25 protein-coding genes are annotated in these 25428 nt (G+C 62.2%); 13 read left to right on the top strand and 12 right to left on the bottom strand.

Translation table 11 applies throughout. From position 1 onward, the window contains the following. From IYW40_RS21535 to IYW40_RS01340, 4 genes are all read right to left on the bottom strand, one after another. The coding region (locus IYW40_RS21535; protein ID WP_281432853.1) for a methane monooxygenase/ammonia monooxygenase subunit C at positions 1-141 on the bottom strand (141 nt) is incomplete at its 3' end. Positions 142-734: 593 nt separating this feature from the next. Beyond that, entirely contained in the window at positions 735-2171 is a 1437-nt protein-coding gene (acpA, locus tag IYW40_RS01350) for an acid phosphatase (RefSeq protein WP_196399118.1), read from the bottom strand. A 116-nt stretch (positions 2172-2287) separates the two neighbouring features. After that, entirely contained in the window at positions 2288-3325 is a 1038-nt protein-coding gene (locus IYW40_RS01345) for a cytochrome-c peroxidase (protein WP_196399117.1), read from the bottom strand. A gap of 225 nt (positions 3326-3550) precedes the next feature. Next, positions 3551-3718 carry a hypothetical protein gene (locus IYW40_RS01340; protein ID WP_196399116.1) on the bottom strand — a complete coding sequence of 56 codons (168 nt, stop codon included), beginning with the start codon at positions 3716-3718 and terminating at the stop codon, positions 3551-3553. On the opposite strand from IYW40_RS01340, the gene IYW40_RS01335 reads away from it, so the two are divergent. From IYW40_RS01335 to IYW40_RS21530, 5 genes are all read left to right on the top strand, one after another. Beyond that, entirely contained in the window at positions 3717-4865 is a 1149-nt protein-coding gene (locus IYW40_RS01335) for a cytochrome c peroxidase (protein WP_196399115.1), read from the top strand. The two genes, IYW40_RS01340 and IYW40_RS01335, sit on opposite strands and share 2 nt — an antisense overlap. Positions 4866-4935: 70 nt before the next feature. Next, positions 4936-6009: a metallophosphoesterase family protein gene (locus IYW40_RS01330; protein ID WP_196399114.1), complete on the top strand. Its 1074-nt coding sequence runs from the start codon at positions 4936-4938 to the stop codon at positions 6007-6009. Positions 6010-6025: 16 nt separating this feature from the next. Continuing rightward, positions 6026-6424 carry a cytochrome C gene (locus IYW40_RS01325; protein ID WP_175095081.1) on the top strand — a complete coding sequence of 133 codons (399 nt, stop codon included), beginning with the start codon at positions 6026-6028 and terminating at the stop codon, positions 6422-6424. A gap of 106 nt (positions 6425-6530) precedes the next feature. After that, positions 6531-7478, top strand: coding sequence for a helix-turn-helix transcriptional regulator (locus tag IYW40_RS01320; RefSeq protein ID WP_246720576.1), 948 nt, complete (start codon positions 6531-6533; stop codon positions 7476-7478). Next, entirely contained in the window at positions 7417-7626 is a 210-nt protein-coding gene (locus IYW40_RS21530) for a helix-turn-helix transcriptional regulator (protein WP_246720575.1), read from the top strand. The genes IYW40_RS01320 and IYW40_RS21530 overlap by 62 nt, the downstream gene beginning before the upstream one ends. A gap of 638 nt (positions 7627-8264) precedes the next feature. On the opposite strand, the gene guaB is transcribed toward IYW40_RS21530, so the two are convergent. Beyond that, entirely contained in the window at positions 8265-9752 is a 1488-nt protein-coding gene (gene guaB, locus IYW40_RS01315) for an IMP dehydrogenase (protein ID WP_196399113.1), read from the bottom strand. 362 nt (positions 9753-10114) lie between these two features. On the opposite strand from guaB, the gene IYW40_RS01310 reads away from it, so the two are divergent. Further along, positions 10115-12052, top strand: a complete 1938-nt coding sequence (locus IYW40_RS01310) for an adenylate/guanylate cyclase domain-containing protein (RefSeq protein ID WP_246720574.1) — start codon at positions 10115-10117, stop codon at positions 12050-12052. Positions 12053-12067: 15 nt separating this feature from the next. On the opposite strand, the gene IYW40_RS01305 is transcribed toward IYW40_RS01310, so the two are convergent. Next, on the bottom strand, positions 12068-13894 hold the full coding sequence (locus tag IYW40_RS01305; RefSeq protein WP_196399111.1) for an ABC transporter transmembrane domain-containing protein: 1827 nt from the start codon (positions 13892-13894) through the stop codon (positions 12068-12070). A gap of 308 nt (positions 13895-14202) precedes the next feature. Between IYW40_RS01305 and IYW40_RS01300 the strand changes: the two genes are divergently transcribed. Then, complete coding sequence (locus tag IYW40_RS01300) at positions 14203-14370, top strand: hypothetical protein (RefSeq protein ID WP_018408675.1); 168 nt, start codon at positions 14203-14205, stop codon at positions 14368-14370. 111 nt (positions 14371-14481) lie between these two features. Here IYW40_RS01300 and IYW40_RS01295 read toward each other — a convergent pair whose 3' ends face one another. The 3 genes from IYW40_RS01295 to IYW40_RS01285 all read right to left on the bottom strand — a co-directional run bounded on the left by IYW40_RS01295 (position 14482) and on the right by IYW40_RS01285 (position 18264). Beyond that, positions 14482-16140, bottom strand: coding sequence for an acyl-CoA synthetase (locus IYW40_RS01295; protein WP_196399110.1), 1659 nt, complete (start codon positions 16138-16140; stop codon positions 14482-14484). A gap of 153 nt (positions 16141-16293) precedes the next feature. Continuing rightward, positions 16294-17010 (bottom strand): cell cycle transcriptional regulator TrcR, encoded by a 717-nt coding sequence (locus tag IYW40_RS01290; RefSeq protein ID WP_123176458.1) that lies wholly within the window; start codon positions 17008-17010, stop codon positions 16294-16296. Between the two features lie 168 nt (positions 17011-17178). Continuing rightward, on the bottom strand, positions 17179-18264 hold the full coding sequence (locus IYW40_RS01285; protein ID WP_196399109.1) for a hypothetical protein: 1086 nt from the start codon (positions 18262-18264) through the stop codon (positions 17179-17181). Between the two features lie 148 nt (positions 18265-18412). Between IYW40_RS01285 and purM the strand changes: the two genes are divergently transcribed. The 3 genes from purM to IYW40_RS01270 are packed head-to-tail and all read left to right on the top strand — an operon-like array spanning position 18413 to position 20852. Beyond that, entirely contained in the window at positions 18413-19474 is a 1062-nt protein-coding gene (gene purM, locus IYW40_RS01280; protein ID WP_246720573.1) for a phosphoribosylformylglycinamidine cyclo-ligase, read from the top strand. Continuing rightward, positions 19471-20142 carry a phosphoribosylglycinamide formyltransferase gene (purN, locus tag IYW40_RS01275; RefSeq protein ID WP_196399108.1) on the top strand — a complete coding sequence of 224 codons (672 nt, stop codon included), beginning with the start codon at positions 19471-19473 and terminating at the stop codon, positions 20140-20142. Before purM ends, purN begins: the two co-directional genes overlap by 4 nt. Then, positions 20139-20852 carry a glutathione S-transferase family protein gene (locus IYW40_RS01270; protein WP_196399107.1) on the top strand — a complete coding sequence of 238 codons (714 nt, stop codon included), beginning with the start codon at positions 20139-20141 and terminating at the stop codon, positions 20850-20852. Before purN ends, IYW40_RS01270 begins: the two co-directional genes overlap by 4 nt. Positions 20853-20954: 102 nt before the next feature. Here IYW40_RS01270 and ndk read toward each other — a convergent pair whose 3' ends face one another. The 3 genes from ndk to tpiA all read right to left on the bottom strand — a co-directional run bounded on the left by ndk (position 20955) and on the right by tpiA (position 23381). Further along, on the bottom strand, positions 20955-21377 hold the full coding sequence (ndk, locus tag IYW40_RS01265) for a nucleoside-diphosphate kinase (protein WP_196399106.1): 423 nt from the start codon (positions 21375-21377) through the stop codon (positions 20955-20957). A gap of 74 nt (positions 21378-21451) precedes the next feature. Next, positions 21452-22537 carry a hypothetical protein gene (locus tag IYW40_RS01260; protein ID WP_196399105.1) on the bottom strand — a complete coding sequence of 362 codons (1086 nt, stop codon included), beginning with the start codon at positions 22535-22537 and terminating at the stop codon, positions 21452-21454. Positions 22538-22628: 91 nt separating this feature from the next. Further along, on the bottom strand, positions 22629-23381 hold the full coding sequence (gene tpiA / locus IYW40_RS01255) for a triose-phosphate isomerase (RefSeq protein ID WP_196399104.1): 753 nt from the start codon (positions 23379-23381) through the stop codon (positions 22629-22631). Positions 23382-23493: 112 nt separating this feature from the next. Between tpiA and IYW40_RS01250 the strand changes: the two genes are divergently transcribed. Genes IYW40_RS01250 through arsB form a run of 3 tightly spaced genes read left to right on the top strand, consistent with a single transcriptional unit; the run spans position 23494 to position 25427 of the window. After that, a complete protein-coding gene (locus IYW40_RS01250; protein WP_175095093.1) occupies positions 23494-23832 on the top strand; it encodes a metalloregulator ArsR/SmtB family transcription factor in 339 nt (112 codons plus the stop codon). Beyond that, a complete protein-coding gene (locus tag IYW40_RS01245; RefSeq protein WP_196399103.1) occupies positions 23829-24356 on the top strand; it encodes an arsenate reductase ArsC in 528 nt (175 codons plus the stop codon). The genes IYW40_RS01250 and IYW40_RS01245 overlap by 4 nt, the downstream gene beginning before the upstream one ends. Positions 24357-24359: 3 nt before the next feature. Then, positions 24360-25427: an ACR3 family arsenite efflux transporter gene (arsB, locus tag IYW40_RS01240; protein WP_175095095.1), complete on the top strand. Its 1068-nt coding sequence runs from the start codon at positions 24360-24362 to the stop codon at positions 25425-25427. Position 25428: the final 1 nt, after the last annotated feature.

The raw sequence follows: 25428 nt of genomic DNA, 5'->3' as shown, positions 1-25428 counted from the left end.
CCAGCCATAAATCTGCTCGTAAATGCGAACGACCAGATAGAACCCGTTCAGAACGGCCAAGCCGATCCACATGCCCTTCAGGTCTACTACAGCTTCCGTGCCAGCAGCAGCGCGGGCTGCTGTGTCAGTCGTTGAGCTCATACCCTTCTCCTCCAATGTGCTCCCAGGGAATTGCGCGTGACCGGTATCGCTCCGCCTCCCACAACGGAGCCGCTTCGTCCTCGTTTCGTAAAGCAAAGCGAAAGCGCGTCTTCTTCAAAAACACGCAAAACCGCCCTTGTCTGCCGCAGCCTTCCCGAACATTCAGAAAAAATCCCCGCCCATAGGCGAGCACATCATCCAAAACCCGGAACCCGGCTGCTTGTTGTTATCGGACGAAAACCGACGTCGCCGCCTAAGCCAAAATCCCCAATCCGCCCCCTTGAAAGAGCAGACCGTAGACCCAGCTCAGCGTGCCGCAACATTCCAATAACCCCCAATAATCACAATACCCGTTAGTATAGAGGAAAACAATCTATCGAATAGCTAATGCAACCCTAGTGGATAGTGTCATAACCACTCTTATGGGTTGGGTAGGATTACGAACGCGCCTGTGGTCCGATGAGTAATATCGCTTTTTATCAGCTGCTTAAGCAGCATGGCGCCATCCGCAGCGATTTTTTGGCATTACCGTGGCTGTTTGTGGCGGCCTCCTCGCCAGTTGGACAGACCCCCTGGCGGAAATCGACCGGAACTCATGGCGCGACCAGGGCATTGCGCAGATCCGTCGCCCTCGCGTCGCGCTCCGAAAGCGGCGCAACGCCGAAACGGAGCTCGATCGTGCGCAACACCGAGAGCGTGTCATAAACGGTCTTGTCGACGAAGCCCTTCTTGGCGAAGGGTGAGATGATAAGCGTCGGCACGCGGGCTCCCGGGCCGAACCGATCGCGGCGCGGCGGCGCGACGTGATCCCAGAACCCGCCATTTTCGTCGGCCGTGACGACGATCAGCATGTCGGCCCAGTTCGGGCTCTTGCGCAGCCGCGCGACGACGTCTCCGACATGGGCGTCGGCGGCCGCGAGATCGGAATAGTCCGGGTGCCCGTTGAAGACGCCCAGCGGCTTGTAGAAGCTGACCTGAGGCAGTTCGCCCTTGTCGATCGCCCGGAAGAACTCGTCGGCGTCCTTGAGGTGGAGGCGGCCTTCTCGACCTTCGGCGTAATTGGCGAAATAAGCGAATGGCTGATGGTGGGATTGAAAGGCGTCCGGCTTGTCCTCGTACGGCTTGAGGCGGCCTTCGCTGACATCGCGCCACCCGCCGGCGTACCAAGCCCAAGTGACGTTCTTGTCCGTCAGCCGGTCGCCAATCGTCGGCGCGTGCGCCGGCGGAAGCCGCTCCTGCGCTTCCGTCTTGTCATGTTTGGAAATGGCGTTCCCTGGCTGCAGCGTGCCGATCGCCTCCAAGTCCATCGTCAATCGGCCAAACCGTTTATGCCGCGGCGGACCGTCAAGCACGCTTCGCGGCGAATCCTCTTCGCGCTCGCGAATCGTGAGTTCGGCGCCCTGCGAATCCCTGATCGCCGCGAGCTTTGGCAGAAATTTCCTTCTGGTCGCCTCCACCGGATTGTCGAAGACCGGCGCGCAACCGCAGATCAGGAAGAAATGGTTGAGCATCGAGCCGCCGAACGCCGCATGGAAGAAATGGTCGGCGAGCGTGAATTCCTTGGCGAGCGCCCACTGCTTGAGCTCTGAACCGTCGTAATAGCCCATGACGAGCGCGCCAGCGTTCGACGCTTCGACGAAGCGGTCCATTTTACCGCCGTCGATCTGCTCCTGCTCGAGATAGAAATCATGGACCGGGTCCATGGTGCGTCCATCGATGTCGACGAAGGGCTCGAGGCGAAACGGCGCATTCGGCAGGCGGCGCGGAAAGCGATCGTCGGCGCGCGGACGCGGCAGCGCGGTCAGCGGCCGTCCATCAAAATCCACTTGTGGCGGGTGCTGCGCCGAGTTGACGCCCTCGGCGCCGGGAAACAGCCCGAACACATGATCGAAGCTGCGATTCTCGGTGAAAATGACAACGACGTGGCCAATTCGCGCGAAAGGATTTTCTTGTTCCTGCGCCGCGGCGCGTGCGCAGGTCGCGGTCGCACAAATGGCGAGCGAAATTACGAATCGTCCTACGGCTTTCATTGACAGGCGTTCTCCGCGCGGCGCTGCGCCGCGCGGAGAATTTAATTGGCGACGCCGCACCATTTGTGACGGCGCCGTCTTCTTTTCATTTTAACGGGCCCTTCGCTCAAGCCCGCTTACTGCGGAAGCGGCGTGTCCTTGGTGCGTGGCGGCAGCACCGGATAGACCGCCTTGGGCTGGTCGCCATTCAGAGTCCCAAGGAATGCGACGATCGCCTTGATGTCCGGATCGGAGAGATTTTCGCCGAGCTGGTCTTTGGCCATCAGGTCGACCGCCTCTTCCAGCGTCCAGACCGAGCCGGTGTGGAAGTAAGGCGCGCGCAACGCCACGTTGCGCAGCGGCGCAGAGCGGAAGACGAAGTCGTCCGCTACGTCATGGGTGACCTTGGAGCGGCCCTTGTCGGCGACGGGCATGATTTCGACGCTCGGCTTTTGAGCGACGCCGAAGGGGAAATAGCCGTTGCCGCCAATGTTGACGCCGCCGTGACAAGCGGCGCAGCCCTTGTCGATGAAAAGACGCAGGCCTTTTTTCTCAACGTCATTGAGCGCGTTGACGTCGCCCTTCAGGAACTTGTCGAATGGCGCATTCGGCGTCGTCAGCGTCGCCTCAAAAGCCTCGATGGCCTTCGCCAAGTTGTCGAAGCTGACGGGTTTCGGGTCGGCCGGAAAGGCGGCCTTGAACTCCGCGACATAGGCCGGCATGCTATTCAGCATCTTTTCGACCTGCGCCGGCGTGTTGTTCATTTCGACGTCGGCCTGAACCGGGCCTTTCGCTTGCGCCTTAAGGTCGACGGCGCGCCCGTCCCAAAATTGCGCGACGTTGAATACGGCGTTGAGAACTGTCGGCGCGCGGCGCGGTCCTTTCGCCCAGCCATGGCCGATCGACGTCGGGCCGGCGTCAACGCCGCCAGTTCCGAGATTGTGACAGCTGTTGCAGCTGATGATCTGACTCTTCGAGAGCCGCGGATCGAAAAAAAGCTTGCTGCCGAGGTCGATCTTTGCCGGCGTGATCTCGTTATTCTTGACGACGCTCGCGACGCTCGCGGCGTCGATCGGCTTGAAGACCGCGTTGGCGTCGGCGCGCAAATCGCCCGCGACGGCCATGGCCGGCGCCAGCAGAATCGCTGCGAGCGCGGCGAACCTGGTCAAATACATCCCTTACTCCTGCAGTTGATTTTGCGGAGGCGCTGTTTCGCGCCGCGAGGAAGGCCTCTCTGCGGACGTCAGCTACCACAGCCACGCTGGCGGCGGAAGGGCGCCTGGGGAGTGACCTCTTTAAAAACAGTCCAGTGTAGCATGAACACGACCTGAAGACCGTAGCGCCCGAACGGAACGCCAAGCACAAGCCAAGCAGGAGATCGTGCAGTTTATTGCGCCACTCTAATGCAATGCACAATCATTACTCGCCACAATGGAAATTCGTCCGGCGAGTTCTTTGACGGCGGCGCCGAGCGTCACAGCCATGACTTGCCCTGCCGCTAAAAGCAGAGCAAACTTAACGTGAAAACAAAAGCCGGCGAGAAGCCGAGCGGTCGCGGAGGAGCTCATGGCGCGCGTTCCTAAGTTTCGCAAATCCGTTGAGACGGCGCTTGTTGCGCTTCCGCTTGCGGCGCTGCTCGCCGCCGGCGGCTGGGCGATGGCTGAGCCGCTCGGCCTGCCAAAAGTCCCCGTCCCGGCGGACAATCCGCAGTCGCCGGAAAAGATCGCGCTCGGCGACAAGCTGTTCCATGACGCGCGCTTCTCGATCGACGGCACGGTGAGCTGCTCGACCTGTCACAACGACAAAAAAGCTTTCACGGACAGTCCGCTGCGGGTTTCCGAGGGTCACCATAAGCTGACCGGCACGCGCAACGCCCCGTCGGTTATCAACGCGGCCTATTACACCTCGCAGTTCTGGGACGGGCGCTCGATTTCGCTGGAGGATCAGTCGCAGCACCCAATGGTAAACCCCGTCGAAATGGGGCTGCCCGATCACGAGCCGGTGCTCAAGATCGTTCGCGAAGATCCCGCCTATGTAGAGGGCTTCAAGAAGGCGTTCGGCAAGAGCGGTCGCGATGTGACGATGGATGACGTGCAGAAGGCGATCGCGAGTTTCGAGCGCACGGTCATCTCGGGCGATTCGCCTTTCGACAAATGGTATTTCGGCGGCGACCGCAACGCCATCAGCGATCAGGCCAAGCGCGGCTTCGACCTTTATGTCGGCCAGGGACGCTGCATCTCCTGCCACGCCATCGAACAGACGCAGGCGCTCTTCACCGACAATCGGTTCCACAATATCGGCGTCGGCATCAACCGTATCCAAAACGACGTGCCGCGCCTCGCCGCCGAATTCCTCAAGGCGAAAGCCGCGGGCGCCTCCGTCGACAAGACGGTGCTCGCCGATCCGAAGGTCTCTGAACTCGGCCGCTTCGCCGTCACAAATTCCTTCGACGAAATCGGCGCCTTCAAAACCACGACGCTGCGCAATATCGCAATGACCGCGCCTTATATGCATGACGGTTCGCTCAAAACGCTCAAAGACGTGGTCAAGCATTACAACGAGGGCGGGAAGAGCCCCGGCGATCCGGCGCCGGTCAACCCCTATCTCTCCGGCGGCATTCGGCCGCTGGATTTGAAGGATCAGCAGATCGACGACCTCGTCGCCTTCCTGGAGACGCTGACGAGTCCTGCCTATGTGACGGCGCAGACAAAGTAACAGCGAGAAAAGCGCAGGAGAAAACAAGCGGCGTCGCCACGAAAGCGCGAAGCCGCGAGGGAGGATAGAAATGACCAGACTGATCACCCGACGCAGCGTGATCGCCGCCGGCGCCGCCGCCGGAACGCTCACGACCCTGCCGATCTCCATGGTGCGCCTCGCCTTCGGCGGAACGCGCGAGGATTTCAGCTTCACTTATATTTCCGATTCGCACATTCAGCAGATCAAGGGCGCGAGCTTCGTGCGCAACTGGGACATGGGCTTGAAGCGCGCCGTCGCCGAGGCCAATCTCATCCTCCCTGAAGCAGATTTCGTCATGTTCGGCGGCGATCTCGCGCAGCTCGGCAAGAAGGAGGAGCTCGACCACGGCGGCGAGATGCTTTCGCATGTGAAGGGCAAGCTCCACTGCGTCATGGGCGAGCATGACTATTATCTCGACCTCGGCGAGTATTGGTCAAAGCTCTATGGTCCGCAGTGGTACAGCTTCGATCACAAGGGCGTCCATTTCGTCGTGTTGAATTCGATTCTCACGACGGATGAATGGACGTTTCATCGGTGGCCGACGGCCGAGCAGCGCATGCTCGAGATGGCCGGCCTCGACAATCCCAACGGTTCGCCGTTCATGGTCGGCGAAAAGCAGCGCGCCTGGCTCAAGGATGATCTCAGCAAAGTGTCCAAGGACACGCCGCTCATCGTCTTCTCGCATTCGCCGCTGCAGAAGATCTACAAGGGCTGGAATTTCTGGACCGACGACGCCGAGCAGGTGCAGGAGCTGTTGCAGCCGTTCAAGACCGTCAATGTGATCTACGGCCATGTGCACCAGATTCAGTACAATCAGATCGGCAACATCGCCTTCAATGCGGTGATGGCGACGTCCTGGCCCTGGCCATATCCCGACACCTATGCGCAAGCCGGCGCGCATGTTCCTGTGCTGACGGTTCCGATGAACCGCGCTGACCCCTTCTTCGAACGCGACGCCACAGGCTGGCAGATGATCGACGTCAACTCCGGCCGCGTCACCGCGCGCTATCAGCTGTGGGACAACCAGGAGCGCGTCGTCGGCTACGATCCAAAGCTCGGGAAGCCCGTCGACAAGCGATATCAAGAGGCGATCGTCCGTAAGGCGCCGCAGCTGCATTACTAGGCCGAGGAGAATGACGATGCGCCGCTACACGATTGCGCTTGTTTTAAGCGCTGTGCTGCTTTCGCCGGCAACGCTCGCCGACGAATTTACGACGACGGACGTCGATCGCTGGCAGGGCGAATTTGATTCCGTTGCGAAGAAAGGCCGCGAGCTTTGGACCAGCGGAGCCGTCGGCACGAACGGCGTGGCCTGCGCGCAGTGCCATCCCAACGCCGCCAACACCCATCCGGAGACTTATCCAAAATTCCAAAAGCAGCTTGGCAAGGTCGCGCAGCTGTTCGAAATGGTGAACTGGTGCATCAGAAACCCGCTGCAGGGGGCCGCGCTTCCGGCCGACGACCCGAAGATGACGGCGCTCGTCGCTTATATTCATAAGGAGCGCAAAGGAGTCGCCATCGACGCCGGCAAGCACTGATCAAATTCGCGGCCGGTTGGAACCATCCGGCCGGCTGCACGTTTGCATACGGTTTATTTCAAAGCGCACGCGCCTTTAACGCGACCGCCAACTAGAGATATTGAATATGGTTCAGGAACTCATCGATCGTATTTACGAATGCTCCTTCGCGCCGGACATGTGGCCCGACGTGCTCGACGAACTTTCACATCTTGCCGAGGCGCAGGGCGGCGTGCTTTTCGCGGCGCGTGAAAAAGTCTCCCGCTGGACGGCGTCTCCGGCGATCTGCGAACATGTCGAGAACTTCATGCGCGGCGACTGGCTGAGCAACTGCACGCGCGGCGGCAGGCTGTTCAGTCGCCGCCATCCGGGATTCCTCACCGACGACGACGTCTATACGGCGGAGGAGCTTGAGCGCGACACCAACTATAGCGACTTCCTGCGGCCTCGCGGGCTGGGGTTCAGCGCGGCGACGGCGATCTCGCTGCCCACGGGCGACACTGGCATCATTTGCCTCGAACGCTCGCATAACCGCGGACCGGTCGAACCGTCCATCATCCGCAAGCTCGACGAATTGCGGCCGCACCTTGCCCGCGCCGCCTTCCTCGCCACGCGTCTGCAACTCGAGCGCGCCCGCGTCGCCGGCGAAACCTTCGCGCTCATCGGCCTTCCGGCGCTCGTGCTTGACGAGGACGGACGCGTCATTTCCGCCAATGACCCGAGCAATGCGCTGAACAAATACGTCCGCTGGCGCGCCCATGACCGCGTGTCGCTCGTCGACGCCTCCGCCGACGGGCTGCTGCGTCAGGCGATGGCTTCGCTCGACGACGATCTCGTCGGCGCGCCGAAATCCTTTGCCGCCCGCGCTGGCGAAGACGAAAGCCCGATGATCGCTAATTTGGTGCCCATCCGCGGTGCGGCGCGCGACATTTTCGTCCGTTGCGCGGCGGTTCTGGTGATGACCCCGGTCGGTTCGCCGCAGGCGCCGGCGATCGAATTGGTTCAGTCGCTCTATGACCTCACGCCGGCCGAGGCGGCGCGTCGCGCGTGGACTTGTCACGGGCAAGACGCTTGAGGAAATCGCCACCGAGCAGTCCGTGTCGCGCAACACCGTGCGCACGCATCTGCGCGGCGTGATGGAGAAAACCGGATGCAACCGCCAGGCGGAAGTGGTCGCGCTCCTGGGTGGACTCGTCCCGCTCAACCCGCCAAAGGGCGAATAAGCGTATACATTTGATTTCAAGCAATTGAGGGGCCGGCCTCATCCGTTTGGATGATGCCGGCCCCTTTCTTTCGTCTTAACGTTTTCTCGAACGTCGGGGGGGCGGACGAAATTGCCGCGGACGCTTCAGTAACTCGGGGTTCGATACTACGCGCTCAATTTTCAGCCTGGCTTTTGAGTCCGACTCTTTCAGCAGCCGTTTTGAGCTTAAATTTGGAGGGCCTTCGCGAGGCCCTCTGCTTACCCTACGTCAGCTTGAGGGCGCGCCATCAGAGCGCTTCCTTCCCGATCACATGGACCCATGTGCTCGGGAAGGAAGCGCTCGAAAATCAAAATATTGGAGCAGGTTCTCATCCAAAAAGTCTTCAACTTTTTCGGAACCTGCTCTCGGCGAATACTTGAGCCACGCTTCAAAAAAAACGCCGTCATCATCAATTCGAATGACGCGGAGAAGCGATTTTGGTCGTAGTTTTTTTATGAACAGTGAGAGGCGCAAGGAGTTAGACGAGCGCAAATGCTCTCATTGTTCGCTTATCTGGCGCTCACTTCTCAGTGATACTTTTACCAGGATGTTTCCTCCTCGACTTTTCTCCCATCTCTTAGGGGCCGTTGCGCGGCCCCATTTTTTTGCCCAGAGTCTCAGACGCCCGTCGGATAGTTCGGGCTCTCACGGGTGATCGCGACGTCATGCACATGGCTCTCGCGCAATCCGGCGTTGGTGATGCGCACGAACTGCGCACGCTCCTGGAACTCCTTGACCGTCGGCGCGCCCACATAGCCCATCGCCGCGCGCAGGCCGCCCGCGAGCTGGTAGAGAATCGGCGCGATCGGGCCACGATAGGGCACCTGTCCTTCGATGCCCTCTGGAACAAGTTTGAGCTGTTCCTTCACGTCGCCCTGGAAATAGCGGGTCGCCGACCCTGCGGTCATCGCGCCCACTGAACCCATGCCGCGATAGGCCTTGAACGAGCGGCCCTGATACAAAAACACCTCGCCGGGCGACTCCTCGGTTCCAGCGAACAGCGAGCCGATCATGACGACGTCGGCGCCTGCCGCGATCGCCTTGGCGAGGTCGCCGGAATATTTGACGCCGCCGTCGCCGATCACCGGCACGTCGGCTTTGCGCGCTTCGTCCGCGGCCTCCATGATCGCGGTGAGCTGCGGCACGCCGACGCCCGCAACGATGCGCGTCGTGCAGATCGAGCCGGGGCCGATGCCGACTTTGATCGCGTCGGCGCCGGCGCCGATCAGCGCCTTGGCCGCTTCGGCGGTGGCGATGTTGCCGGCGATGATCGAGACCTTGTTCGACGCCTTCTTGACCCGCGTCACTTGGTCGATCACCGACTGCGAATGACCATGCGCGGTGTCGATCACCACGCAGTCGACGCCGGCGTCGATGAGCTGAAGCGCGCGCTCGAAGCCGTGGTCGCCGACGGTCGAGGCGGCGGCGACGCGCAGCCGCCCCTCGTGATCCTTGCAGGCGTAGGGATGCAGCGTCGCCTTCTCGATGTCCTTGACGGTGACGAGGCCGACGCAGCGGTAATCCTCGTCGACGACGAGTAGTTTCTCGATGCGATGCTCGTGAAGCAGCCTCTGCGCCTCCGCCTGCCCCACGCCTTCTTGAACCGTGATGAGCTTTTTCGTCATCAGCTCGGCCACGGATTGGCTGCGGTCCTGGGCGAAGCGCACGTCGCGATTGGTGAGAATGCCCACGAGCTTGCCCCTGCCGCCGTCGCTGGCGCGCTCGACGACCGGAATTCCCGAAATGCCGTGGCCCGCCATCAGAGCGAGCGCATCGGCGAGGGTTTCGTCGGGGAAAATGGTGATCGGGTCGATCACCATGCCGCTTTCGTAGCGCTTGACCTTGCGCACCTCGGCGGCTTGCGCGGCGGGCGACAGGTTCTGGTGGATGACGCCGATGCCGCCCGCCTGCGCCATGGCGATCGCGAGACGCGCCTCGGTGACGGTGTCCATCGCGGCCGAAACGATCGGCAGATTGAGCGTGATCTCGCGCGTCAGCCGGGTCGTGACATCGACGGCGGAAGGCATCACCCGCGAATGGCCGGGCCGCAGCAACACGTCGTCGAAGGTCAATGCTTCGGTCAACGTGACGGGCGATATGGCCATTGGCGCCAACTCCTCTGAGCGGCGATGCAAACGCGTCAGCCGCGGGATGGAAATTTGACGGCCTGCGCCGTCAGGGGTTGGCGCGTGCTCATAGCATTATTCAGGACGAAGGCAAATGACAGGAAAACTCGCCTGGAGCAGCCGACGGACAGAGCCTTCGAGGACGGCTCCGTTTGAGAGTCCCCAGGCTGCGCACCGCTGCCTTGGGCGCGTTGGGCGTATGCGCGGCCGGCAGCCGAGAAAATTTGCTATGCTTTCAAGGTAATGATCCGAAACGCGAGCAGATTATGCGCTTTATTCAACTTAGCTTTGCTTCGCGCCTGGTTGCATTGGTCGCTGCGCTCAGCGTCGGCGCGACGCTGATGTCCTCGATACTGCTCTCCTGGTCCAACTACCGCGCCATGCTCGCCGAAGCCGAAGTTGAAGGCGAAAGCGTCGCGCGGCTTCTGGCGCGAAGCGCAAGCCTCGCGCGTGAACTTCCGCTCGAAGTCGAGCAGATGCTTTCGCAGCACATGATCGTCTCGGCCGAGCTTCTGGCGCAGTTTGTCGACGCCGCGGAAAAGGCTGGCATGACGTCGGCCGAGATCAAGAACCGGCTCAGCGCAATCACCGAGAAAACCGTTCTCGACGAGTTCTGGGTGACCGACGAAAAGGGCTACGCCTACATTCACCGCGACAACAACGCGGATTTCCAATTCAGCGCGTCCGCCGAGGCGCAGCCCCAGGCGCATGAATTTTGGAACCTATTGAGCGGCAAGACGGACAAGGTCGTCCAGGACGCCAGGAAGCGGGAGATCGACAATGAGCGATACAAATATGTCGGCGTGCGCGGCATAGACAAGCCGCGGATCGTGCAGGTCGGCTACAATGCGCGCATTCTTGAGAAAGTTGACGAGCAGATCGGCCTTCCGCGCGCCATCGACAACCTTCTGGGCAGCGGCGAAATCGACGCGATCTTCGTTTTCAATAAGGATTCGAAGCTGATCGCCAGTCCCAAGGCTGCACGGCTCAACAATGGCCGCGATCGGCTGACGGACGAGGAGCTGGCGCCTGTCCGGTCCGTTATCGCAAGCGGCAAGCCACGGTCGGTGAATGGCGCCGGCAAGCTCAGCGTCATCTCCCCGATCGATGCGGAAGACGGCGGCGGCGCGATCGGCGCCGCTTTGATCAGAATGCCGACGGCGCGACTGAACAGCGTTCTCGCATCGCAGATCGAAACGGCGCTCGGGATCGCTTTGGCCGCAACCCTGCTCGGCGGCGGCATGGCGGTCTGGATCGCGCGAAAACAGACGGCCCCTGTCGTGGCGATCACCAAGGCCGCGCACAATGTCGAGCGCAGAGCGTTTTCGGCCGGCGAATTGTCGGATGTCGAGGAGCGCACCGACGAAGTGGGACAATTGGCGCGCGTCTTCAAGAAAATGGCGCTCGACTTTCTCGATCGCGAGCGGACGCTCGACGCGCTCGTGACGCAACGAACCCAGGCGCTCCAAGAGAGAAATACGGAACTCGAGAGACTGTCGGCGCGCCTCTCGAAATATCTTTCGCCCCAGCTCTATGGCACGCTTTTCAAGAACAAAACTGTCGCGTCCATTTCAGCGAAGCGGAAGAAACTGACCATCTTCTTTTCCGATGTCGTCGGCTTCAGCGAAATGGCCGAGCGGCTGGAATCCGAAGACATCACGCGCATGCTCAACGATTTCCTCAATGAGATGGCGAACCTCGCGCTGGCCTATGGCGCCACCATCGACAAATATATCGGCGACGCAGTCATGATCTTTTTTGGCGACCCGGAGACGCGCGGCGTCAAGGAAGACGCCGTGGCGTGCATTCTCATGGCGCTCGACATGCAGGCGATGACCCGACAATTGGAGCGCCGATGGCGCGAACAAGGCTTGGACCAGAGGTTCCAGATCCGCATCGGCGTCAACACGGGTTACTGCACCGTCGGCGATTTCGGCAGCCAGGAGCGGATGGATTACACCATCGTCGGTCATCAGGTGAATGTGGCCGCTCGACTTGAGCAGTCGGCCGCGCCAGGCGCGATCCTCATCTCTCATGAGACGATGACGCTAGTGAGCGACGCGATCGAAGTCGAAGAACAATCTCCGCTGCATGTGAAGGGCGTCAGCGGCCCGATCCGCACATATAAGGCGATTGGCAAAAAGACGCCGTCCAAGACGGAGGCCATTCACGAGGAGCGTGAGGGTCTGCGCGTCGACGTCGACCTCCTGAAAGCCAATAAGGACGAGGCGATCAGTCTGCTGAAAGCGACGATCGAGCGCATCCGTTCAAGCGAATAAGCGACATCCGCGCGCTCAGGCGGCGGCGCCGGCGCGGTCGGTGTCGAACTGCAGTTTCGCAAGCCGCGCATAAAGGCCGCCCGCGGCGGTCAGGCTCGAGTGCGTGCCCTGCTCGACGATGCGGCCTTCGTCGATCACGATGATTCGATCGGCTTCCAACACCGTCGCCAGACGATGGGCGATAACGAGGCTCGTGCGCCCTTGCATGACGTCATGCAGCGCCGCCTGCACCAAAGCCTCGTTCTCGGCGTCGAGCGCCGAGGTGGCTTCGTCCAGGAGCAGCACCGGCGCGTCGGCGAGGATTGCGCGCGCGATGGCGAGGCGCTGGCGCTGCCCGCCAGAAAGCGTGATGCCGCGCTCGCCGAGCAGCGTGTCGTAGCCCATCGGCAGCGCCATGATGAAGTCGTGCGCCTGGGCGCGCTTCGCCGCGGCGACGATCTCCCCGCTCGACGCGTCGTCACGGCCGTAGGCGATATTTTCGGCGACGGAGAGTCCGAAGATCACCGGATCCTGCGGAGCGAGCGCGATCGCCCTGCGCAGCGCCACAGGATCAAGATCGCGCAGGTCGACGCGGTCCAGAGTAATGGAGCCGGAATCGACGTCGTAGAAGCGAAGGAGCAGCGCAAAGGTTGTCGATTTGCCCGCGCCGGACGGCCCGACCAGGGCGACGCGCTCGCCGGGCGCAACGACGAGCGAGAAATCCTGCAACGCGGGCTTCTCCGGCGCCGTCGCATAGGCGAAGCGCACATGATCGAAGGCGATGCGTCCCTGCCAGCGCGCCGGCGGCGGCGTCGGCCGCGCCGGGGCCACGATGCGCGGTTGAATGGCAAGAATTTCGGCGATGCGGCCGGCGGCGCCGGCGGCAGCGGAGAGCTCGCTCCAGGTCTGGGTGAGCTCGCCGAGCGAGCTTGCGCCAAGCACCGCATAGAGGACGAACTGGGACAGCACGCCCGACGTCATGTGTCCGGCGAGCACATCCTGGGCTCCCAACCAAAGCACGCCGACAACGCTCGTGAAGACGACGAGAATCGCTCCGGCGGTCACGAGGGCGCGAAGCAGCGTCGCCGCCTGCGCCGCGTCATAGGCGGCCACCACCGCGCGCGTGAATCGCGCCGTCGTCGACGCCTGTGCGCCGTTGGCCTGCATGGCGCGCACGGCCGAGAGATTTTCCCCGGCATAGGCGGAAGCCTGCGCCAGCGTGTCCTGAGCGGAGCGGGAGCGCTGGCGCACCGCCCGGCCTGACGCGATGAGCGGCAGAACGATGATCGGGATGGCCGCGAGCGTCATACCGGCAAGCTTGGGGCTCGTCGCCACCATCATGATGATTGCGCCGAAGAACATGAAGAGATTGCGCAGCGCGACCGACGCCGATGAGCCAAAGGCGGACTTCAGCTGCGTCGTGTCGGCGGTCAGCCGGGAGAGAAGCTCGCCTGTCTTCGCCGTGTCGTAGAAGGCGGCGTCGAGAGCTGTGAGATGTTTGAAGAGATCGGCGCGCAGGTCGGCGACCACATGCTCGCCGAGCGTCATGACGAAATAGTAGCGGGTGCCAGATGCGATCGCGAGCGTCGCGGCGACCGCGATCATCGCGCCGAAATAGGCATTCACCGCGCCGGCGCTGTCGGCCGAAAAGCCGTGGTCGATCATCCCGCGCACGGCGAGCGGCAGGGTGAGAGTCGCGCCCGCCGCCATGAGGAGCGCGACAAAGGCGAAAACGATCGTTCGCTTGTAACGCAGCGCATAGGGCAGCAAGGGCCGAAGCGGAGAGAGTGTGGCCTTCAAACCGCGATCCGGTTTGCGCGCCACGGGATCGACGGAATCGACGTCAGCGTTCTTTTTTGTCATCGGCAGGGGGTATAACGTCCGAGTTCGACGAAAACGAATTGAAGCGGGCGCTCCGCGACCGAAACCGACGCAGAAGTGTATCGAAATCGAAATTTCTTTTCTCTATTGAGCGACGAAAATCGTATCAAACACCGAACCATTATATCTATCATTTGGTTACATGCGCGACATCCTGTCGCACGGGCAATTGACTCAGCGCCAACTTGTGCTAACCTCCGGCCTGCGTCGAAATGACGCGCCCATGGGATGAGAATGCGCCGGCGGACAAGGCGCAACTCAGGGAACGAAAATAAGAGGAGTGAAGAACGATGGCTCAGAAAGAACTCGAAATCACCACGAACACCTACATCTTCGCTGGCATCGGCGCCGTGATCCTCGGCGGTCTCGCCTCTGTCGCGCTTGGCGGCATTCCGAACACGATCGCGGCGGCTGTCGTCGGCGCTCTGGCTGGCGGCTGCCTCGGACTCTTCTTCTAGATTCAAGCGACATAGCGGGGCGCGGAAAGTTTCGGCCTTCCGCCCCCGACGCGAAGCCGGCAGTCGTAAAGACTGCTGGCTTCTCTTTTTGGGCCGTTCCTTCGGCATCTTTTAAAGTGACGCCGTCGTCACGCTCGCCGGCCAGATTTCTCGAGCGCGCTCGCGTAGAACATATTTGCGAATCTTCCCTGTCGAGGTCTTCGGCAGCTCGCAAAAGACGACGTGGCGCGGGCATTTGAAATGGGCCAGATGCTGGCGCGTCCAGTCGATCAGCTCCTCCGCGCTCGCCTGTTCGCCATCCTTCAGCTCGACGAAGGCGCAAGGCGTTTCGCCCCATTTGTCGTCAGGGGCGGCCACCACCGCGGCGGCGCGAACCTTGGGATGGCGAAACAGCGCGTCTTCGACCTCGATCGAGGAAATATTTTCGCCGCCCGAAATGATGATGTCCTTCGAACGGTCTTTCAGCTGGATGTATCCGTCGGGATGGCGCACGCCCAGATCGCCTGAATGAAACCAGCCGCCGTGGAAGGCTTTTTCCGAGGCGCTCTTGTTCTTCAGATAGCCCTTCATCACGACGTTGCCGCGGAACATGACTTCGCCCATCGTCGCGCCGTCGCGCGGCACCGGCTGCATCGTGTCCGGGTCTATCACGTCGAGATTTTCGAGAACCAGATAGCGCACGCCTTGACGCGCCTTCATCTGCGCCTGTGCGGCGCCGTCCAGCAAATCCCAGTCGTCGTGCCATTCATTGACGGCGGCAGGGCCGTAGGTTTCGGTCAGTCCATAAAGATGCGTGACTTCGAATCCGGCGGCTTTCATGCCGGCGAGCACCGCCTGCGGCGGCGGCGCGGCGGCGGTAAAGAATCGCGCGGCCCGCTTCAGCGGCTTCTTTTCCGATTCGGTCGCGTTGAGCAGCGTCGACATGACGATGGGCGCGCCGCACAGATGCGAGACGCCGTGCTCGGCCATCAATTCATAGATCTGGCCGGCGCGCACCTGTCGCAGACAGACATGGGTTCCGGCGTTGACTGAAATCGACCAGGGGAAGCACCAGCCGTTGCAATGGAACATCGGCAGCGTCCACAGATAGACCGGATGGCGGCCCATGTCGCCGGTGAGGACGTTGCCAAGCGCGGTCAGATAGGCGCCGCGATGATGATAGACGACGCCTTTCGGATCGCCCGTCGTTCCGGAGGTGTAATTGAGCGAGATCGCGTCCCATTCGTCGCCCGGCGGCGACCATCGATAATCGGCGTCGCCCGAGCGCAGGAAGTCCTCATATTCGATCGAGCCCAGCCGCTCCCCGGGCACGTCATATTCCGGATCGCTGTAGTCGATGACCACGGGCTTCGCCTTCGCGAGCGAGAGCGCTTCGCGAATGACGTCTGAGAACTCCCGATCGACAATCAACGCCTTCGTCTCGGCATGATCGAGCGTGAAGGCGAGGATCGAAGCGTCAAGCCGCGTATTCAGCGTGTTGAGCACCGCGCCCATCATCGGAACGCCATAGTGGCATTCAAGCATCGCCGGCGTGTTCGCGAGCATGACGGAGACGGTGTCGCCGCGACCAAGCCCCGCCTTTTCGAGCGCGCTCGCGAGCCGCAGGCTTCGGGCGTAAAAATCGCGATAATTGCGCCGCAGCTGGCCGTGCGCGATCGCGATGCGTTCGGGAAAGACGGCTGCGGCGCGCTCCAGAAAGGTGATTGGAGTCAGCGGCTGGAAATTGGCGGGATTTCGTTCGAGGTCGCGATCATAAGGCGAGTTGGTCATCCGGAGAGTCCAAAGGTTCGCCAGCGAGAATGTGATCACGGCGAAAGCGACCTCGCCAGCGCGATAGGCGTAACGTCCGCGCGGCTAAGCTCTGTGAAAGATACGCGCGAGCTACCGGTTGATCAATCGGCGCTCGCGCGAAGACCAGCGTCGTCACTCGCCGAAATCGACGTCCTTGAGCCGTCCGAACACGCGATCGGCGTCGAAATTATCTTCATCGTCCGGCGGCGCCGCGGGCTTGGCCTTGCCGAAGACGTCCTCGGTCGTGGACGGCTCGGGCCGCGGACTGGTGGTGACGCTTGCAGGAACCAGCGTCTGGCCATGATCCTCCACGGTCGCCGGCTTGTCCTTCGCCGCGCGATTAACCTCAAAGTCGAGATCAATCTGCGAGCAAAGCCCGAGCGTCACCGGGTCCATCGGCGTCAGCGCCGCGGAATTCCAGTGGGTGCGCTCGCGGATCGCCTTCAGCGTCGTTTTTGTGGTGCCGACGAGACGCATGACCTGGGCGTCCTTCAGCTCCGGATGATTGCGCACGAGCCACAGAATCGCGTTCGGACGGTCCTGACGGCGCGAGAGGGGCGTATAGCGCGGACCGCGCGCCTTCTTGACCTCCGGCACGACGACCTTGGAGACGGAGAGATGGAGGCGATGGGCCGAGTTTTTCTCGGCCTTTTCGATCTCCTCGCGCGTGAGCTGCCCGGAGGTGATCGGATCATGGCCACGAATTCCAGCCGCGACCTCGCCATCGGCGATGCCCTTCACTTCGAGCGGATGCAGTTTGCAGAAATCGGCGATCTGATCGAACGTCAGTGATGTATTTTCGACGAGCCAAACGGCCGTGGCCTTCGGCATCAGCGGGGCGTTGCCCATCTGCAAACTCCTTGATCAGGCATGGGGGCGACGTCTGGCGCCGCGCCGCCCGGCGCCAGCGACCCACAGAACGACCGTCCATGTTGGGATTTTGCCTATATAATCCGCCGCCGCCTAAAGCGCAATCAACGGAAACTCCCGCTAAAGCGCCGCCAACTCGGCAAGCGCTCATGCGGAGTCCTGCTCGCGAGCATGCGCGGGGCGCAATCCGCGCAAATGCGCCGGCAACAATTCGCCGATCGTTTCGCCGATGGCGGCGCCGTAGCGGTGAAACAAGAGGCCGAAGACGATGAGCAGAACGCCGATGCCCGACAGCGCGAAGGGGAAAAGGATCGAATCCTTGAAAACGCTGCCGGCGAGATAGCTCAGATAAGTCGTGACGCCAACGGCGCCGAATACCGCATAGACGCGGCGCATCAGGAAGAGCGACAGAAAAATCAGTCCCACGTTGACGCCGCAGTAGAGCGCCTTACCCAATTCGTTGCCGCTGTGCTGGGCCGTCAGCCCCCCCCAAAAGGCCAGTAGCCCGAAGAGATGCAGCCAGAAGGCGAAATCGCCGTTCCGCCACCGCTTGAGATCGACGAGCCAGGCCACGGCGAGGACGACGAGCCCAAAATACATGCTCACCGTCGCCCGCTGATCCCATGAAAATTCTGCGACGCCCATGAGCCAGGGCGTCAGATCCATCGACATGAACCAGAGCGCGAAGGCGATGATCATGACGAGGAACGGAAAGGGAAAGGCGAGCAGTGCGACAGACGCCGCGCCGATCGTTCCAAGCTCCATGGGAAGCCAGCTGGATTGGATCCAAACGTAGAAGTCCCGGTAGGGGCGCGCCTCCCCCGCCGGATTGACGTCGTACATCGACTGCAGCGCGAAGATCGCGAGCGGCGCCATGCCGACCGCGCAAGCGATGAGCAGCCCGCCGGGCGTATGCAGGTCGCGCCGACGCCAGAGATAAGCGCCGGCGAAGGCGAACATGGCGGCGTAGACGATCGCGGTGACCAGCAGCGCCTTATCGCCCCAAAGGCCAAAGGCCGTCGTCGAAAACATGCCCATGGCGCCGAGCACGATCAGCGCGCCGGCGTACCAAAGCAGGTTGACGACGTCATAGCGCGGCGCTTGGGACGTCGCCTCCGCGAGTGCCGCGCGCCGCGACGCAAGAAACTGTGACAGCCGCTCGAAGGACGCGGCGTCAATCGCGCCGGCGTCGCGGGCGGCCGCGATATCGTTAATGGTGAACCGAATCTTCATGGCGCTGCTCCTTTGCGGCGACATTCATATGCCGCGCTACGGAAAAAACTTTGTGCAAACGCACAAGAGCGTAGCCGTTCCGAGCGGATTTGACAGCCGCCGCCGCTTGCGCCCATCTAACGCCGGCGCCCACGACGCGAAGGATGAAATGCAACAGAGAAATTCGGGCCTTACCTACGCTGGCGCCGGCGTCGACATCGACGCAGGCAATCGGTTCGTCGACATGATCCGTCCCGCCGTGCGTTCGACGCGGCGCTCCGGCGCCGACGGCGAGATCGGCGGCTTTGGCGGCGTATTCGATCTCAAGGCCGCCGGATTTTCCGATCCTGTCCTCGTCGCGGCGAACGACGGCGTCGGCACCAAGGTGAAGATCGCGATCGAATCCGGTCTGCATGAGACGATCGGAATCGATCTCGTCGCCATGTGCGTCAATGACCTGATCGTTCAGGGCGCCGAGCCGCTTTTCTTCCTGGATTATTACGCGGCGGCCAAACTCGACCCGAACGTCGCGACGTCGGTGGTGAAGGGCATCGCCGCCGGTTGCGTCGAGGCGGGGTGCGCCCTGCTCGGCGGCGAAACCGCGGAAATGCCCGGCCTCTATGCGCGCGGCGACTATGACCTCGCCGGATTCGCGGTCGGCGCCGCAGAGCGCGATCGCCTTCTACCCCGCGACGTCCATGCCGGTGACGTGCTTTTCGGACTCCCCTCCTCCGGCGTCCATTCCAATGGCTATTCGCTCGTACGCAGCGTTGTGAAGCGCGCCGGCCTTGCGTGGAGCGCCACCGCGCCTTTCGCGCGAGACCTCAATCTGGCCAAGGCGCTGTTGACGCCGACCCGCATCTACGTGAAGCCCCTGCTCGCGGCCTTGAAGGCGACGCCGCAAATCGTCGCCCTCGCCCATATCACCGGCGGCGGCTTTCCCGACAATCTCCCACGCGTGCTGCCAAGCGGGCTCGGCGTTGCGCTCGATCTGTCGACGTTCGCGCCTCCGCCGGTTTTCCGTTGGCTCGCCGAGACGGGCGGCATCGCGGCAAGCGAGATGCTGCGCACCTTCAACTGCGGTATCGGCATGGTGGTGGTGGCCTCCGAGCCCGCCGCCGGCGAGGTGGAATCGGCCTTGCGCGCTGTCGGCGAGAAGCCCGTGCGCATTGGCAAAGTCGTCGAGACCGACGGCGAGCGGGTCGTTACGCACGGGACTCTGACGTTGTGACGCGGCTGCGCACCGCGATTCTCATCTCGGGGCGCGGCTCAAACATGGACGCGCTGATCGCCGCCGCCAGGGACCCCAGCTTCCCGGCCGAAATCGCCCTTGTGCTTTCCAATCGCCCCGATGCGCCGGGCCTCGCCAAGGCGAAGGCCGCCGGCGTCGCGACGGCCGCTGTCGACCACAAGATTTACGCCGGACGCGAGGAATTCGAGCGTTCGCTGCAATTGGTGCTGGAAACCTACCGCATCGAATTCATTTGCCTCGCAGGCTTTCTACGCATGTTCACGCCCTGGTTCGTCGGCCTCTGGCGCGGGCGCATGCTCAACATTCACCCTGCCCTGTTGCCGTCCTACCGCGGACTCGACACGCATGAGCGCGCGCTGGCCGACGGCGTAAAGATTCACGGCGCCACCGTGCATTTCGTCGTACCGGAAATGGACGAAGGTCCGATCGTCGCGCAGGCCGCCGTGCCCGTGCTCGACGACGACACGCCGCAGACGCTCGCCGCGCGCGTGCTTGCCCAGGAGCATGTCATTTATCCGATGGCGCTGCGGCTGGTCGCGTCGGGCGCCGTACGGATCGAAGGCAATCGCGTGCTCGCGGCGCCGGCGCCCCGCGAGGCAGCCCTTATCGTTCCCGACGCCATCGCGCCGACCCAAGGAATTTCATGACGATCACGCTTTACTGCTTCCGCCCTGTCGCCGGACTGCCGGACGCATCGCCTTTCGTGACGAAAGCGATGGTGCTTTTGAAGATGGCGGGACTCGACTATGTCGAAGACCGCAGCGGGTTCTCGAAAGCGCCGAAAGGCAAGCAGCCCTACATCAACGACGACGGCGAAACCGTCGCCGATTCAACCTTCATTCGCTTCCATATCGAAAAGAAATACGGCGTGGACTTCGACGCGCAGTTGAGCGACGCGCAAAAGGCCGTCGGCTGGTGCGTCGAGAAGATGTGCGAAGAACATCTCTATTGGATCATCGTCCATACGCGCTGGATGGATGACGGTAATTTCGAACGCGGTCCGGCGCGTTTTTTCTCAAGCGTGCCAGCCATCGCGCGCCCGCTGGCGAAATGGTTCATTCGCCGCAAGATCGCCAAATCGCTTTGGGCGCAGGGCATAGGCCGTCACAGCCCGTCGGAAATTGATGCGCTCGGCGTGCGCGACATCGAAGCCCTCGCGACGCTGATCGGCGACAAGCCCTATTTGTTCGGCGATGCGCCCTGCGGCGCCGACGCGACGGTCTTCGCCTTTGTGGCGTCGGTCTTATCGCCGATGTCGGAGAGCGCCGTTCGCGACGCGGCGCTGGCGAACGCCAACCTTGTCGCCTATCGCGACAGGATGATGCAGGCGTATTTCCCTGAGAACGCGGCGGCCTAATTTCCGCGCCGCAGGCGCCGGGCTTGGCCCGGCCATCCACGCCGTCACATGTCACGTGTAAAAAGGGTGGACGCCCGCGACAAGCGCGGGCTGTCGCCTTGATTAGCCGACGATCTCGTTGCCGGAAAAGAACTGCGCGATTTCCACCGCCGCGGTTTCCGGCGCGTCGGAGCCATGCACCGAGTTCTCGCCGACGCTCAGCGCATGTTCCTTGCGAATTGTGCCCGGCGTGGCGTTCGCGGGATTGGTCGCGCCCATGACTTCGCGGTAGCGCGCAATGGCGTTCTCGCCTTCAAGCACCTGCACGACAACCGGTTCGGAAATCATGAAGTCGACGAGCTCGCCGAAAAACGGCCGCTCCTTATGCACAGCGTAAAAGGCCTCCGCCTGTTCACGCGACATGCGGATGCGCTTCTGAGCGACGATGCGCAGGCCCGCATCTTCGATCAGCGCGTTGATCTTACCTGTGAGATTGCGCTTCGTCGCGTCGGGCTTGAGAATGGAAAAAGTGCGTTCGATCGCCATAGGAGCGCATCGCCTCGTCGTTGGAGTATTAGTAGGCGCCGCGCTTATATCGGTCGCTTGGCGAGGCGGCAAGCCTACATCGCGTCGGCCTTTTCCGCTTCGCTGCTCGTTGGCGAGGGCCGGAACCTGGTCGCCGGATCGTTGCGATCGATGCGCCAGTTCGGATGGTGGAAATGCAAGACGTGATCGCCGTTGTAGGAAACGACGGCGTTGTCGAACGTCAGCGCGCCGATCCGCCGCCAATTGCGAAACGTTCCCTTCTTAAATCCAGTGCGGCCGGTCACTTCGCCATCCTCAGTGACCTCGATGGTGAAAACGATCTCGCGCCTCGGCGTTGGATCGCCCTTGTCGAACATCATCGCCAGCAATTCGTCGCGTGAATCGAGGTCATCTCCTTCAATTCGCGGATGACCCGGCGCAAGCTTTAAGCGCATGAAGCGCGGCGCTCGGGTAGGAATGTCGCGAGGCTTGCCGAGCTCGGCGACTTCGTGGAGCTGCCGCTCGGTCGGATCCTTATCGGTGATCGCGAATACGACGCCCGCGGTCATGACAATTGGCGAGGTCCGCCAATCATTCGAAAGCGTGACGTTCGGCGCATTGACGAAATCAACATCGTTGATGTTGCGCGTCGATGCGCCGACGATATCGTCGATCGTGAAGAAGTTCGCCGTCTGCAACGGCTCTTTATGGTCTGGGTCGGTCGTCGGAAAGAGCTTGCCGGCGATGCCCTGCCCGCGCGGTTTGCCGCGCTTCACCGCCCCGCCGTTGGAATAGCGCGCGACGACAAGCGCCTTGCTGCCCTTCTGGAAATAACCGGTGTAGCCGCTGTCCTCGGTAATTTCCCAGACCCCCGTCAGAACGACGCCCCAGGGATGCACGATGCGTCTGAAGCCTTTTTTGTCAGGCCCCCACCTGAGATCGCTGCGCGCATCGACCGATCGCTCGGCGGCCTGCGTCAGGAAGTGCCTGCCCCTCCAAAGCGCGCGCAACATGTCGAAAAAGGTCGGCATCACGAAGGGGAGCGGCTCTTCCCCTGGCGCGCCCCAGATCTTTTGATAGGGATTGGCGAACACCGCGTCGCGCACTTCGCTGAATCGCGAACCGGGATAGACGCGGTCTTCATCGACCAATTCAATGACGCCGAAATCATTCGGGCTCATGGCGCGCCTCTCTTTCAATCGATTGATGAAAACAAACCCTTCTGAACGGATGACTTTATTCGAGCCCATCCGATTGTCCAGCTTCGCCTGATCAGCGATAGGCGCTCGCGACGCCGATAAAATCCTTGGCCGTCAAACTCGCGCCGCCAACCAGCGCGCCGTCGACATTGGCGACATGCATCAATTCGCGGGCGTTCGACGGCTTGACCGACCCGCCGTAGAGAATGCGCACATCGCCGCTCTTGCCGCCGCCGAGCTTGGCTTCGATCCGCTCGCGCGCGAAGGCGTGCATTTCGGCGACGTCATCGACGGTCGGCGTCAAGCCTGTGCCGATCGCCCAGACCGGCTCATAGGCGACGACGATATGCGCAGGCCCGTCAGCGGGGAGAGAGCCCTCGATCTGCGCGCCGACGACGCTCAACGCATCGCCTGCCTCTCGCTCGGCGCGCGTTTCGCCGACGCAAATGATCGGCGTGAGTCCGGCGCGCAGGGCGGCGGCGGCTTTCGCCCGCACGTCGGCGTCGGTCTCGCCATGGTCCGAACGACGTTCACTGTGGCCGACGATGACGTAGGACGCGCCGGCGTCCTTGAGCATCTCGGCGGAAATGTCGCCCGTGTGAGCTCCGCTGGCCTCGGCATGGCAATCCTGCCCGCCCAGGCCCAAGCCGCCCCGCATCGCAATCTCGCGCGCGAGGGCGATCAGCGTGGCCGGCGGGCAGACGATCAGTTCGGCGCGCGCGCGCAGCGCATCGTCATAGGCGGCGCCCATCGCCTCGATCTCGGCCAGCGAGGCGCGCAGCCCGTTCATTTTCCAATTTCCGGCGACGAGCGGACGACGGATCATGCGAAATGCTCCTGACAATACGCTTCGGTAACAGAGCTAAGGCCGCGCAACAATGCGGGCGCGCCCATAGGAATGTCATTGCGCCGTCATTTATTTCGATATATCTGGATTTATGGAAATAGAAGCGGCTCTCGCCTGTCTTTCCGCGCTTTCGCAGCCGACGCGGCTCGAGACCTTCCGTTTGCTCGTCCGGCACGAGCCCGAGGGTCTGCCGGCCGGCGACGTCGCGCGGGCGCTCTGCGTTCCGCAAAACACGCTTTCCGCCCATCTCAATGTCCTTTCGCAGGCAAAGCTGGTCATCAGCGCCCGCACCGGCCGCAGCATCGTCTATCGGGCGGATCTTTCGCGGCTGAATGCGCTGGCGCGCTTCCTCGCCGAAGACTGTTGCGGCGGCGCGCCATGCGCCCCCGCCGACTCTCTTGCACGCATCAAATGTGAGTCTCGCCAATGACAGACAGGATCTACAACGTGCTGTTCCTCTGCACCGGCAATAGCGCGCGTTCGATCATGGCCGAAGCGCTGCTGCGCGAGCGTGGCGCCGGCCGGTTCAACGTTTTTTCCGCCGGCAGCCATCCCAAGGGCGAGGTGAACCCTTACGCGCTCAAAACGCTGGAGACGATGGGCCTTCCTTCCGAAGGCTATCGTTCCAAAAGCTGGGACGAGTTCGCCCGCCCTGACGCGCCGCGCATGGATTTCGTCTTCACCGTCTGTGACAGCGCAGCGGGCGAAGCTTGCCCGGCATGGCCCGGTCAGCCGATGACGGCGCATTGGGGCATCGAAGACCCTGCGGCGGTCGAAGGAAGCGACATAGAAAAGCAGCGCGCCTTCGCCACCGCCTTCCGCTACCTGCGCAACCGCGTCGATCAGTTCTGCGCGATTCCGCTGCATCGCCTCGACAAACTCGCGCTCAGCCAGCGCCTGCGCGAAATCGGCGAGATGGAAGGCACAACATCGCCGAACGCGACCGCGGAGTAAGTCATGACCATTTTCGAACGCTATCTCTCGCTCTGGGTGGCGCTTTGCATCGTCGCCGGCGTCGCGCTGGGCCATTTCTTGCCGGGCGTGTTTCACGCCATTGGCGCGATGGAGGTCGCAAAGGTCAATTTGCCCGTCGCGGCGCTCATCTGGCTCATGATCACGCCGATGCTGATGAAGATCGACTTCGCCGCGCTCGCCGAAGTCGGGCGTCACTGGCGCGGGATTGGCGTCACGCTCGCCGTCAACTGGGCGGTAAAGCCCTTTTCAATGGCGCTGCTCGGATGGATTTTCATCGGCTATCTGTTTCGGCCCTATTTGCCGGCGGACCAGATCGACTCCTACATCGCCGGCCTGATCCTGCTTGCGGCGGCCCCTTGCACCGCCATGGTGTTCGTCTGGTCGAATCTCACCAAGGGCGAGCCGCATTTCACGCTGAGCCAGGTCGCGCTCAACGACGCAATCATGATCGTCGCTTTCGCGCCCATCGTCGGGTTGCTGCTTGGATTGTCCTCGATCGTCGTGCCCTGGGACACGCTGTTTCTCTCGGTGGTCCTCTACATCCTCGTTCCGGTGATCATCGCCCAGCTCGCCCGCAAACGGCTGCTCGCGGCAAGCGGCGAAAAGGGTCTCGCCAGAACGCTCGCGCATATCGGCCCGGCGTCGCTCATCGCGCTGCTCGCGACGCTCGTTCTGCTCTTTGGTTTTCAGGGGGAACAGATCATCCGGCAACCCGCGATCATCGCCATGCTTGCGGCGCCGATACTGATCCAGGTCTATTTCAACGCCGGGCTCGCCTATCTGCTCAATCGCGCGGCGGGAGAGGCGCATTGCGTCGCCGGCCCTTCGGCGCTGATCGGGGCGAGCAATTTCTTCGAACTGGCGGTCGCGGCGGCCATCAGCCTCTTTGGCTTTGATTCGGGCGCTGCGCTCGCCACCGTTGTTGGCGTCCTGATCGAAGTTCCAGTGATGCTGAGCGTCGTCTGGATCGTCAATCGGAGCAAGGGTTGGTATGAGCGCGGAGCGCTTCGATCGGCTGATCGAATCTCCGCGCCCATCGATCTGCCCTAGA

The organism is Methylocystis sp. H4A, assembly GCF_015709545.1.
In the GTDB taxonomy this organism is placed as follows: Bacteria; Pseudomonadota; Alphaproteobacteria; order Rhizobiales; family Beijerinckiaceae; genus Methylocystis; species Methylocystis silviterrae.
Note: the sequence above shows the minus strand (reverse complement) of the source record. Positions and strands in the feature narration are given on the sequence as shown.

What these genes read in the sequence shown, in the direction of transcription:
- IYW40_RS01260 (WP_196399105.1), bottom strand. Translation starts at nt 22,537, where the DNA reads ATGAGCCCGAATGATTTCGGCGTCATTGAATTGGTCGATGAAGACCGC.
- IYW40_RS21530 (WP_246720575.1), top strand. Translation starts at nt 7,417, where the DNA reads ATGACCTCACGCCGGCCGAGGCGGCGCGTCGCGCGTGGACTTGTCACG.
- IYW40_RS01310 (WP_246720574.1), top strand. Translation starts at nt 10,115, where the DNA reads ATGTCCTCGATACTGCTCTCCTGGTCCAACTACCGCGCCATGCTCGCC.
- IYW40_RS01320 (WP_246720576.1), top strand. Translation starts at nt 6,531, where the DNA reads ATGGTTCAGGAACTCATCGATCGTATTTACGAATGCTCCTTCGCGCCG.
- tpiA (WP_196399104.1), bottom strand. Translation starts at nt 23,381, where the DNA reads ATGATCCGTCGTCCGCTCGTCGCCGGAAATTGGAAAATGAACGGGCTG.
- IYW40_RS01335 (WP_196399115.1), top strand. Translation starts at nt 3,717, where the DNA reads ATGGCGCGCGTTCCTAAGTTTCGCAAATCCGTTGAGACGGCGCTTGTT.
- IYW40_RS01270 (WP_196399107.1), top strand. Translation starts at nt 20,139, where the DNA reads ATGACGATCACGCTTTACTGCTTCCGCCCTGTCGCCGGACTGCCGGAC.
- IYW40_RS01295 (WP_196399110.1), bottom strand. Translation starts at nt 16,140, where the DNA reads ATGACCAACTCGCCTTATGATCGCGACCTCGAACGAAATCCCGCCAAT.
- IYW40_RS01290 (WP_123176458.1), bottom strand. Translation starts at nt 17,010, where the DNA reads ATGGGCAACGCCCCGCTGATGCCGAAGGCCACGGCCGTTTGGCTCGTC.
- acpA (WP_196399118.1), bottom strand. Translation starts at nt 2,171, where the DNA reads ATGAAAGCCGTAGGACGATTCGTAATTTCGCTCGCCATTTGTGCGACC.
- IYW40_RS01330 (WP_196399114.1), top strand. Translation starts at nt 4,936, where the DNA reads ATGACCAGACTGATCACCCGACGCAGCGTGATCGCCGCCGGCGCCGCC.
- ndk (WP_196399106.1), bottom strand. Translation starts at nt 21,377, where the DNA reads ATGGCGATCGAACGCACTTTTTCCATTCTCAAGCCCGACGCGACGAAG.
- purM (WP_246720573.1), top strand. Translation starts at nt 18,413, where the DNA reads ATGCAACAGAGAAATTCGGGCCTTACCTACGCTGGCGCCGGCGTCGAC.
- IYW40_RS01300 (WP_018408675.1), top strand. Translation starts at nt 14,203, where the DNA reads ATGGCTCAGAAAGAACTCGAAATCACCACGAACACCTACATCTTCGCT.
- guaB (WP_196399113.1), bottom strand. Translation starts at nt 9,752, where the DNA reads ATGGCCATATCGCCCGTCACGTTGACCGAAGCATTGACCTTCGACGAC.
- arsB (WP_175095095.1), top strand. Translation starts at nt 24,360, where the DNA reads ATGACCATTTTCGAACGCTATCTCTCGCTCTGGGTGGCGCTTTGCATC.
- IYW40_RS01345 (WP_196399117.1), bottom strand. Translation starts at nt 3,325, where the DNA reads ATGTATTTGACCAGGTTCGCCGCGCTCGCAGCGATTCTGCTGGCGCCG.
- IYW40_RS01340 (WP_196399116.1), bottom strand. Translation starts at nt 3,718, where the DNA reads ATGAGCTCCTCCGCGACCGCTCGGCTTCTCGCCGGCTTTTGTTTTCAC.
- IYW40_RS01285 (WP_196399109.1), bottom strand. Translation starts at nt 18,264, where the DNA reads ATGAAGATTCGGTTCACCATTAACGATATCGCGGCCGCCCGCGACGCC.
- IYW40_RS01250 (WP_175095093.1), top strand. Translation starts at nt 23,494, where the DNA reads ATGGAAATAGAAGCGGCTCTCGCCTGTCTTTCCGCGCTTTCGCAGCCG.
- IYW40_RS01305 (WP_196399111.1), bottom strand. Translation starts at nt 13,894, where the DNA reads ATGACAAAAAAGAACGCTGACGTCGATTCCGTCGATCCCGTGGCGCGC.
- IYW40_RS01245 (WP_196399103.1), top strand. Translation starts at nt 23,829, where the DNA reads ATGACAGACAGGATCTACAACGTGCTGTTCCTCTGCACCGGCAATAGC.
- IYW40_RS01325 (WP_175095081.1), top strand. Translation starts at nt 6,026, where the DNA reads ATGCGCCGCTACACGATTGCGCTTGTTTTAAGCGCTGTGCTGCTTTCG.